The following is a 10338-nucleotide window of genomic DNA, read 5'->3' on the forward strand; positions in this document are numbered from 1 at the left end:
ATGCCGTGCGGAATATGGAGTGAACAACAAGGGACGGCAGAGGCAGCCTGCCCATCCGGGTCTTTTTTTACAGCTCGCCGGCGCCGCCGGCGTCAAACCTTCAGGAACTCTTCGCGCCCGCCCAGCCAGCGCGCCAGGTGCGCCTCCACGGTTGCCGGATCCTCATGCAGCAACACGTGCGCGACGTCGCGCGCCTTTTCCACCAGCCACTGGTCGGTCTGCAGGTCGGCAAAGCGCAGCATCGCCTGGCCCGACTGGCGGGCGCCGAGGAATTCGCCGGGGCCGCGGATTTCCAGGTCGCGCCGCGCGATCTCGAAGCCGTCGGTGGTTTCCCGCATCGTCATCAGCCGCTGCTTTGCCACCGGCCCGAGCGGACTCTGGTAGAGCAGCAGGCAGACGCTCGCCGCCGAGCCGCGCCCGACCCGCCCGCGCAGCTGGTGCAGCTGCGACAGCCCGAAGCGCTCCGCATGCTCGATCACCATCAGCGACGCGTTGGGCACATCGACGCCGACTTCGATCACCGTCGTGGCAACCAGCACATGCACCTCGCCGCGCGCAAACCCGTCCATCACGATCTGTTTCTCGGCCGGCTTCATGCGGCCGTGCACCAGTCCCACCCGCAGGTCGGGCAGCGCCTCGGCCAGCATCGCATGGGTATCGGTCGCGGTCTGCAGCTGCAGTGCCTCGGATTCCTCGATCAGCGGGCACACCCAGTACACCTGCCGGCCCTCGAGCGCCGCCGCATGCACCCGTTCGATCACCTCGTCGCGCCGGTTCTGGTCGACGATGCGGGTCACGATCGGCGTGCGTCCCGGCGGCAGTTCGTCGATTACCGACACTTCCAGGTCGGCGTAATAGGTCATCGCCAGCGTGCGCGGAATCGGCGTGGCCGACATCATCAGCTGGTGCGGCACGGTTGCCGCATCCAGCCCCTTGTTGCGCAGCGCCAGCCGCTGGCCGACGCCGAAACGATGCTGCTCGTCCACGATCACCAGGCCGAGCTTCGCGAACTCCACGCCTTCCTGGATCAGCGCATGGGTGCCGATCACCAGTTGCGCGTCGCCCGTTTCGATGCGCGCCTGCGCCTCGGCTTTTTCCTTTTTCTTCAGGCTGCCGGTCAGCCACGCAACACGCACGCCGAGCGGTTCCATCCATTGCGCGATTTTGCGGAAGTGCTGTTCGGCAAGGATTTCGGTCGGCGCCATCAGCGCTGCCTGGAAGCCGCTGTCGATCGCCTGCGCGGCAGCGAGCGCGGCGACCACCGTCTTGCCGCTGCCGACATCGCCCTGCAGCAGGCGCTGCATCGGGAAGGATTCGCGCAGGTCGGCACGGATCTCCGCCAGCACCCGCTGCTGCGCGCCGGTCAGGGCGAAGGGCAGCGCGTCGAGGAAGGCGGTCGACAACGCGCCGAGCACCGGCAGCGCCGACGCGCCTTTCGCGCGCCGCGCCGCCTGCGCGCGCTTGAGCGACAGCTGCTGTGCGAGCAGCTCGTCGAATTTCATGCGGATCCAGGCCGGATGCGAGCGGTCCATCAGCGCCTGCTCGCTGACATCCGGCGGCGGGTTGTGCAGCAGCCGCACCGACGGCTCGAAAGCCTGCAGCTTCAGCGCGGCGAGCAGCGCCGGCGACAGCGTGTCGCGCCAGTCGACCCGCGTCATCGCACTGGCGATCGCCTTGCGCAGGTAGGCTTGCGGCAGGCCCTCGCCGGAAGGATAGACCGGCGTCAGCGCCTGCGGCAGCGGATCGCCTTCCTGCACCACCTTGTAGGACGGGTGCACCATTTCCGCGCCGAAGAAGCCGTGGCGCACCTCGCCGCGCGCGCGTACCCGCGTGCCGGCGGCGAGCTGCTTGACCTGGTTGCCGTAGAAATTCAGGAAACGCATCACCAGCGGCCCGGTTTCGTCGGCAATGGTGACCACCAGCTGCCGGCGCGGCCGGTACTGGATGTCGCATTCCGTGACCACGCCTTCGACCTGCGCGCTGTTGCCGCCCATGAAACCCGCCTCGCGGATCGGCAGCACCCGGGTTTCATCCTCATAGCGCAGCGGCAGGTGCAGCACCAGGTCCATGTCGGTGCGCAGGCCGAGGCGCGCGAGCTTGGCGGCGCCGGTATTGGCCTGGGATTTTTCGGGGGATGCGGTTTTTCGCTTTACGGCGGGCATGTGAATCGTGCTGCAGGGCGTAAAATAGCGGGTTTTTATTTGGCCGAAGCGGTCGGTCTGCCATTGTATGGCAATTCTGCCAAGGGCGGACGCGCCGCCCGCCCCCGGGATGACCCGGACTCGCCCGCTTCCTGATCCATCTTGCCATTCTGACGCATGTATTCGCTTTCCGACTTTGATTTCGACCTGCCGCAGGAACTGATTGCGCAGATGCCGCTGCCCGAACGCAGCGCATCGCGCCTGCTGGAGGTCGACGGCGACAGGCGGGCCGACCGCAGCTTCGCCGACGTGGTCGACCTGCTGGCGCCGGGAGACCTGCTGGTCTTCAACAATACCCGGGTGCTGAAGGCACGCTTTTTCGGCGCCAAGGACAGCGGCGGCAAGGTCGAAGTGCTGGTCGAGCGGGTGCTCGACACCCGCCATGTGCTGGCGCAGGTGCGCGCTTCCAAGTCGCCCAGGGCCGGCAGCCGGATCCGGCTGGCCGACGCCTTCGAGGTGACGGTGGGCGAACGCGCAGGCGAGTTCTACACGCTGCAGTTCCCATCCGACGTGTTCGACCTGATCGACGCCCACGGCCGCCTGCCGCTGCCGCCCTACATCGAGCATGCGGCGGACGACTTCGACGAGAAGCGTTACCAGACGGTGTATGCGAAGGAGCCGGGCGCGGTGGCGGCGCCGACCGCCGGCCTGCATTTCGACCAGGCGCTGCTCGACCGCCTGCAGGACAAGGGCGTGCGCTTCGCCTATGTGACGCTGCATGTCGGCGCCGGCACCTTCCAGCCGGTGCGCACCGAAAATCTTGCCGAACACAAGATGCACAGCGAGTGGTATACGATGCCGCCCGAAACCGTCGAGGCGGTGCGCGCCGCGCATGCGGCGGGCCGGCATGTGGTTGCGGTCGGCACCACCAGCATGCGCGCGCTGGAGTCGGCGTCGCAGTCCGGCACGCTCGCGGCCGGCAGCGCCGATACCACGCTGTTCATCACCCCCGGCTACACCTTCAAGACGGTGGACCGGATGATCACCAATTTCCACCTGCCGAAATCGACCCTGCTGATGCTGGTGTCGGCCTTCGCCGGCTACCGGCAGATCCGCGCCGCATACGCCCATGCGATCGAGAAGCGCTACCGCTTCTTCAGCTACGGCGATGCGATGCTCCTGACGAAAAATACACAATGCTGAATTTCAAACTCCTCAAGACCGACGGCCGCGCGCGCCGCGGCCGCCTGACGCTCAACCATGGCGTCGTCGAAACCCCGATCTTCATGCCGGTCGGCACCTACGGCTCGGTGAAGGCGATGTCGCCGGAAGAACTGCATGACGTCGGCGCCCAGATCATCCTCGGCAATACCTTCCACCTGTGGCTGCGGCCGGGGCTGGACGTGGTCGGCAAGTTCGACGGGTTGCATCGCTTCATCGGCTGGGACAAGCCGATCCTGACCGACTCCGGCGGCTTCCAGGTGTTTTCCCTGGGCGCGATGCGCAAGATCACCGAAGAGGGTGTCAAGTTCGCATCGCCGATCAACGGCGACAAGCTGTTCCTGTCGCCGGAAATCTCGATGCAGATCCAGCGCGTGCTCAATTCCGACATCGTGATGCAGTTCGACGAATGCACGCCGTATGAGATCGACGGCGATCCCGCGACCGAGGCGCAGGCCGGCAAATCGATGCGCATGTCGCTGCGCTGGGCGAAGCGCTCGCGCGACGAGTTCGACCGCGGCGAGAACCCGAATGCGCTGTTTGGCATCGTGCAGGGCGGCATGTTCGAGCACCTGCGCGACGAGTCGCTGGCCGGCCTGCAGGAGATCGGCTTCGAAGGCTATGCGATCGGCGGCCTGTCGGTGGGCGAGCCGAAGGAAGACATGATGCGGGTGCTGGAGCACGTCGGGCCGCGCCTGCCGGCCGACAAGCCGCATTACCTGATGGGTGTGGGCACGCCGGAAGATCTGGTCGCCGGCGTCGCGTCCGGCGTCGACATGTTCGACTGCGTGATGCCGACCCGCAATGCGCGCAACGGCTGGCTGTTTACCCGCTACGGCGACCTGAAGATCAAGAATTCCCGCTACAAGGACGACGACAAGCCGCTCGACGAAAGCTGCGAGTGCTATGCCTGCCGCAACTTCTCGCGCGCCTACCTGTACCACCTGCATCGCGCCGGCGAAATCCTCGGCGCGCGGCTCAATACCATCCACAACCTGCATTACTATCTGCAGTTGATGCGGGAAATCCGCGCGGCGATCGATGCCGACCGGTTCCAGGTCTTCGTTGCCCAGTTCCATGCGGACCGGGCGCGCGGCGTATAGACAACGCGATATCGATACCGGCCGGCAGCCTGCTGTCGCCCGGGGATGTAAGGAAACCCGGCGTGAATGCGCTAAAATGCCGGGTTAGTCTACACAACAGCTAGGAGCAAAACCCGTGTTCATTTCCAACGCATACGCGCAAACCGCGGCCGCAGGGGCCGAAAGCAGCTTCATGAGCTTCCTGCCAATCATCCTGATGTTCGTCGTGCTGTACTTCCTGATGATCCGCCCGCAGATGAAACGCCAGAAAGAGCAGAAAGCCATGCTCGATGCGCTCGGCAAGGGAGATGAAGTGGTGACAGCCGGCGGCATCGTCGGTCGCGTGACCAAGGTCACCGACGCGTATGTCACGCTGGAGATCGCCGACGGTACGGAAATCGTCGCGCAGAAGGCCGCCGTCTCCACTCTGTTGCCCAAGGGCACCATCAAGTCGCTGTAAGGGACGCCGGGTCGGCTTTCCTGCCGGCATGTTTTGCGGGCGCGTATGCAAGTACGGCCCGCCCAACGCGGAACCTCGAATCCTATGAATCGCTACCCCCTCTGGAAATACATCCTGATCGTGATCGCGCTGCTGTTCGGCGTCATCTACACGATCCCGAACTTCTTCGGCGAGTCGCCCGCCGTGCAAATCAGCAGCGCCAAAGCGACCGTCAAGGTGGGCGAGGCCACGCTGTCGGCGGTGGAAGACGCGCTCAACAAGGGCGGCCTCAAGCCCGACGGCATGTTTTTCGATGTCAGCGGCAACCAGGGCTCGGTCCGCGCCCGCTTCGAGGACACCGATACCCAGTTCAAGGCCAAGGCGCTGCTCGAGAAGGCGCTGAATACGGACCCGAACGATCCGACCTATATCGTCGCCTTCAACCTGATGCCGAACACGCCGCAGTGGCTGCAGAGCCTGCACGCGCTGCCGATGTACCTCGGCCTCGATCTGCGCGGCGGCGTGCACTTCCTGATGCAGGTGGATACCAAGGGCGTGCTGAACAAGCGCCTGCAGGGCCTGCAGGCTAGCGTGCGCAGCCTGCTGCGCGACAAGAACGTGCGCCATGCCGGCATCGCCCGCGGCGGCGATGCGATCGAGATCAGGTTCCGCGACGCGGAAACCCGCGACAAGGCGAGGGAAGTGCTGTCTTCGCAGCTGTCCGAACTGGTCTACCAGGACGCCGCCGAAGGCGCGGACCTGAAGCTGGTCGCCAGCTTCAGGCCGGAAGCGCTCAAGCGCAACGTCGAGGAAGCGGTCCAGCAAAACATCAGCACGCTGTCCAAGCGCGTCAACGAACTCGGCGTGGCCGAGCCGGTGATCCAGCGCCAGGGCGCCGACCGCATCGTGGTGCAGCTGCCCGGCGTGCAGGACGTCTCGCGCGCAAAAGACATCATCGGCCGCACCGCGACGCTGGAAGTGCGCATGGTCGACGAGAGCGTGGTGCGCGGCACCGAGCAGACCGCCGCGGTGCCGTTCGGCTCCGAGCTGTTCAAGATCGGCAAGGGTGCACCGGTCGTGCTGTACAAGGAACCGATCATTACCGGCGATTATATTTCCAGCGCCTCCGCCAGCTTCGACCAGAACCAGCAGCCGTCGGTCAGCATCGACCTGAACGGCGACGGCGGCCGCCGCATGCGCGAAGCCACCCGGGAAAAAATCGGCAAGCTGATGGCGATCGTGCTGTTCGAAAAGAACCGTGGCGAGGTGCTGACGGTCGCCACCATCCGCGACGAGCTCGGTTCCCGCTTCCAGATCACCGGCATGGGTTCGTCGGAAGCGGCCAACGACCTGGCGCTGCTGCTGCGCGCCGGCTCGCTGGCGGCCCCGATGGAAATCATCGAGGAGCGCACGATCGGCCCGCAGCTGGGCGCAGAAAACATCGAGAAGGGCTTCAACTCGACGCTGTACGGCTTCGCGGCGATCGCCGTCTTCATGTTCATCTACTATCACCTGTTCGGCTTCTTCAGCGTATTCGCGCTGGCGGTCAACCTGCTGTTGCTGATCGCGGTGCTGTCCACGCTGCAGGCGACGCTGACGCTGCCCGGCATGGCCGCAATCGCGTTCACGCTCGGCATGGCGATCGACGCCAACGTGCTGATCAATGAGCGGATACGCGAGGAACTGCGCGCGGGCAACAGTCCGCATGCGGCGATCGCCGCCGGCTTCGACCGCGCGTGGGCCACGATTCTCGATTCCAACGTGACGACCATGATCGCCGGCCTGGCGCTCCTGATCTTCGGTTCGGGCGCGATCCGCGGCTTCGCGGTGGTGCACTGCCTCGGCATCATGACCTCGATCTTCTCGTCGGTCTTCGTCTCGCGCGGCATCGCCAACCTGTGGTATGGCCGCAAGAAGAAGCTGACCAGCGTATCGATCGGCCAGGTGTGGAAGCCGAACGCCTGACAGGAATGTAAAGAGGGCGGCTGCGGCCGCCGGCAGGAATCTGCGACAGAAAGGAATGTAATGGAGTTATTCCGCATCAAGAAGGACATCCCCTTCATGCGCCACGCATTGATCTTCAATGTGGTGTCGCTTCTCACCTTCGTGGCGGCAGTGTTTTTCCTGGTCTACAAGGGACTGCACCTGTCGATCGAGTTCACCGGCGGCACCGTCATCGAGGTGAACTACAGCAGACCGGCCGACCTGGAAGGCATCCGCAAGACCATCGAGGGGCTGGGCTACACCGATACCCAGGTGCAGAGCTTCGGCACCGCGCAAGACGTGATGATCCGCCTGCCCGCCCGCAAGGACGTCGGCTCCGCGCAGCAGAGCGAGCGGGTGATGTCGGCGCTCAAGGCGCAGGAAGAATCGGTCAAGCTGCAGCGGGTGGAATTCGTCGGTCCGCAGGTGGGCGACGAACTGGCGCACGACGGCCTGCTCGCGCTCAGCATGGTGATCATCGGCATCGTGATCTATCTCGCGTTCCGCTTCGAATGGAAATTCGCGGTCGCGGCGATCGTCGCGAACCTGCACGACGTGGTGATCATCCTCGGCTTCTTCGCATTCTTCCAGTGGGAATTCTCGCTGACGGTGCTGGCCGCGGTGCTTGCGATCCTGGGCTATTCGGTCAATGAATCGGTCGTGATTTTCGACCGCGTGCGTGAAACCTTCCGCGACCGCCGCTACGGGAAGATGGGGACCGGGGAAGTGATGAACCACGCGATCACCAGCACCATTTCCCGAACCATCATCACCCACGGCTCCACCCAGATGATGGTGCTGTCGATGCTGCTGTTCGGCGGCCCGACGCTGCATTACTTCGCGGTCGCGCTGACCATTGGCATCCTGTTCGGCATCTATTCCTCGGTGTTCGTCGCGGCCGCGGTCGCCATGTGGCTGGGCGTCACGCGCGAAGACCTGATCAAGCCGGTCAAGGAAAAGGACGAGACTGACGGCGCGGTGGTCTGATCTCCGCTGCAACAAAAAAGCCGGCTTTCGAGCCGGCTTTTTTTTTCGTCTACACTGATGCTTGCACTCGAAAGGACAAGGCATGAAGAAAGTACGCGTCTGGGACCTGCCGATCCGCCTGTTCCACTGGGCTCTGGCGGCGCTGGTCGTGGCCTCCGTGGTCACGGAAAACATCGGCGGCAATGCAATGGACTGGCATTTCCGTGCCGGCTACGCGGTGCTGGCATTGCTCGGGTTCCGCATCCTCTGGGGGCTGGTGGGGCCGCGCTATGCGCGCTTTTCCAGTTTCCTCTATGGTCCGTCCACGGTGATGGGTTACCTGCGTGGCGAGGAGCGCAAGCGGCTCGGGCACAATCCGCTTGGCAGCCTGGCGGTGTTCGCCCTGCTCGGCGTGGTGCTCGCGCAGGCGGTGTCCGGCCTGTTTTCGAACGACGACATCGTCAATGAAGGCCCGCTGGTGAAGTTCATCAGCAAGGAGTTGTCCGATAGCTTCACCTGGTTTCACACGGAGGTCAGCGCAACCGCGATCTATGTAATGGTCGGCCTGCACCTGGCGGCGATCGCGTTCTATCAGATCGGGAAGCGGCAGAACCTGGTGCGGCCGATGATCACCGGCGATCATGAAGTCGAATTCGACGCGCCGGCCGCCAATGATTCCTGGGCCATGCGGCTGCTGGCGCTGGCGCTGCTGGCCGCCTGGGCCGGCGCTGTGTACTACCTCGTCACGCTGCCGGCGCCGTCGGTGTGATCCATGAAAAACGCCCGCGGGCACGTGCCGGCGGGCGTTCCATAGGTGAGAGCGGGATTACTTGTTGCGGTAGTTGTCGTGGCAGTTCTTGCACGACTGGCCGACGCCGCCGAATGCCGACTTGATCGCATTCAGGTCACCGGATTTTGAGGCGGTGGAAAGCTTCGCGACTTCCTGCTGCATCTTTTCCGCGGCCGCCTTGAATTTATCCTGCTCCTTCCAGAGCTCCGGCTTGGCCTTCGAGTTCTGCAGGTCGGAACCCTGCGGGAAGGCCGACCATGGCAGCTTCGACATCATCTCGATCACCGCCACGTCGCCTTCGACGGCTGCCTTGTCGTACGGCCTTTCGCCCTTGACCACCGCCCCAACGCGGCCCATGTGCGTACCCATCACCGAAAACACGGACTGACGGTACTTGACGGCGTCCTCGACCTTGGCGAACTGCGCTTGGGCGGAGAAGGGGATTGCGATCAGCGTTGTCAGGGCGATGCTGGCTATCGGGTGTCTCATACAAGCTCCTTTGCTGGATTGTTTGTGTGTTCAGCAACTGCTGCCGCCGGCGATGCGTCCTGCACGCTATTCGCCGCGACGGCCTGCTAAACCTTGTCCGCCGCCGCTTCCAGGCGCTGTTTCAGCTTCGCCAGCTCGCGCTCGAGCTTGTCGAAGTCCTGCTCCCGGTAGCCAAGGAAGGGCTGCCTGCAAAATTCTACATGAGGCGGGAAAACCCGTTTGAACAGCGCTTCGCCCTTCGCCGTCAGCCTGACGATGGTGCTGCGCCGGTCTTCCACGCAGACCACGCGGCGCACCAGGCCCTTGCCTTCCAGCCGGTCGACCACCCCGGTCAGCGTTCCCTTGGTGATCAGGGTCTTCTCCCCCAGTTCCTTGAACGGCATGCCCTCGGTATTGCCGAGCGTGGCGATGATGTCGAACTGCGGCGGCGTCAGGCCGAGCGTGCGGATATGCGAGCCGGACAGGCGCTCGAAGGCGTGGTAGCACTCCGCCAGCAGGCGGATGCTGCGAAGGAAGCGTTCTTTCTTCACGTCTGGTTGCTCCAGCAAAAGAGCGATATCGGGATGGTTGCGGCATGGCGCGCCGCGCCGCACCAGCGGCGTGGCCAGGCAGGGCGATCCGGCAGGGGTATCGCCCTGATTTGAGGGCAGGGCGTCGGCGCCGGGCTCAGACCTTGCGCGCCAGGTCGGCGGCGCGGCCGATGTAATTGGCCGGGGTCATCGCCAGCAGCTGGTCCTTGGCTTGCTGCGGAATCGCCAGGCCGGTAATGAACTCGCGCAGCGCATCCTTCGAGATGCCCTTGCCGCGCGTGAGTTCCTTGAGCTGCTCGTACGGATTCTCGATGCCGTAGCGGCGCATCACCGTCTGCACCGGTTCTGCCAGCACTTCCCAGGTCGCGTCCAGGTCTTCCGCCAGCCGTGCCGGGTTGACTTCGAGCTTGTTCAGGCCGCGCAGGCAGCTGTCATAGGCGAGCACCGCATAGCCGAAGGCGACGCCGATGTTGCGCAGCACCGTGGAGTCGGTCAGGTCGCGCTGCCAGCGCGAGACCGGCAGCTTTTCCGACAGGTGCTTCAACACCGCATTGGCCAGGCCGAGGTTGCCTTCGGAGTTCTCGAAATCGATCGGGTTGACCTTGTGCGGCATGGTCGACGAACCGATCTCGCCGGCCTTGGTCTTCTGCTTGAAGTAGCCGAGCGAGATGTAGCCCCAGATGTCGCGGTTCAGGTC

The 10338-nt window shown here is 64.5% G+C and carries 10 protein-coding genes; 6 read left to right on the forward strand and 4 right to left on the reverse strand.

Translation table 11 applies throughout. The annotated features are described in order from the left end of the window. Positions 1 to 92: 92 nt before the first annotated feature. Positions 93 to 2162: an ATP-dependent DNA helicase RecG gene (gene recG, locus VEC01_RS13900; RefSeq protein WP_324901492.1), complete on the reverse strand. Its 2070-nt coding sequence runs from the start codon at positions 2160 to 2162 to the stop codon at positions 93 to 95. Between the two features lie 156 nt (positions 2163 to 2318). Between recG and queA the strand changes: the two genes are divergently transcribed. From queA to VEC01_RS13930, 6 genes are all read left to right on the forward strand, one after another. Further along, complete coding sequence (queA, locus tag VEC01_RS13905; protein ID WP_324901493.1) at positions 2319 to 3344, forward strand: tRNA preQ1(34) S-adenosylmethionine ribosyltransferase-isomerase QueA; 1026 nt, start codon at positions 2319 to 2321, stop codon at positions 3342 to 3344. Then, complete coding sequence (gene tgt, locus VEC01_RS13910) at positions 3338 to 4465, forward strand: tRNA guanosine(34) transglycosylase Tgt (protein WP_324901494.1); 1128 nt, start codon at positions 3338 to 3340, stop codon at positions 4463 to 4465. Before queA ends, tgt begins: the two co-directional genes overlap by 7 nt. Positions 4466 to 4637: 172 nt before the next feature. After that, positions 4638 to 4904: a preprotein translocase subunit YajC gene (gene yajC, locus VEC01_RS13915; protein ID WP_324901495.1), complete on the forward strand. Its 267-nt coding sequence runs from the start codon at positions 4638 to 4640 to the stop codon at positions 4902 to 4904. Positions 4905 to 4988: 84 nt separating this feature from the next. After that, on the forward strand, positions 4989 to 6848 hold the full coding sequence (gene secD, locus VEC01_RS13920; protein ID WP_324901496.1) for a protein translocase subunit SecD: 1860 nt from the start codon (positions 4989 to 4991) through the stop codon (positions 6846 to 6848). A 60-nt stretch (positions 6849 to 6908) separates the two neighbouring features. Then, entirely contained in the window at positions 6909 to 7853 is a 945-nt protein-coding gene (gene secF, locus VEC01_RS13925; protein WP_324901497.1) for a protein translocase subunit SecF, read from the forward strand. 82 nt (positions 7854 to 7935) lie between these two features. Next, positions 7936 to 8601, forward strand: coding sequence for a cytochrome b/b6 domain-containing protein (locus VEC01_RS13930; RefSeq protein WP_324901498.1), 666 nt, complete (start codon positions 7936 to 7938; stop codon positions 8599 to 8601). Between the two features lie 57 nt (positions 8602 to 8658). Here VEC01_RS13930 and VEC01_RS13935 read toward each other — a convergent pair whose 3' ends face one another. The 3 genes from VEC01_RS13935 to VEC01_RS13945 form a co-directional block, all read right to left on the reverse strand. Then, positions 8659 to 9111: a cytochrome c gene (locus VEC01_RS13935; protein WP_324901499.1), complete on the reverse strand. Its 453-nt coding sequence runs from the start codon at positions 9109 to 9111 to the stop codon at positions 8659 to 8661. A gap of 86 nt (positions 9112 to 9197) precedes the next feature. Next, the gene (locus tag VEC01_RS13940; RefSeq protein ID WP_324901500.1) at positions 9198 to 9641 is read right to left on the reverse strand and encodes a MarR family transcriptional regulator; all 444 of its coding nucleotides are present in this window, start codon (positions 9639 to 9641) and stop codon (positions 9198 to 9200) included. 136 nt (positions 9642 to 9777) lie between these two features. Continuing rightward, positions 9778 to 10338: lyase family protein (locus tag VEC01_RS13945; protein WP_324901501.1), on the reverse strand; the 561-nt coding region annotated here is incomplete at its 5' end.

It is taken from the genome of Noviherbaspirillum sp., from assembly GCF_035627455.1.
GTDB lineage: Bacteria > Pseudomonadota > Gammaproteobacteria > Burkholderiales > Burkholderiaceae_D > Noviherbaspirillum.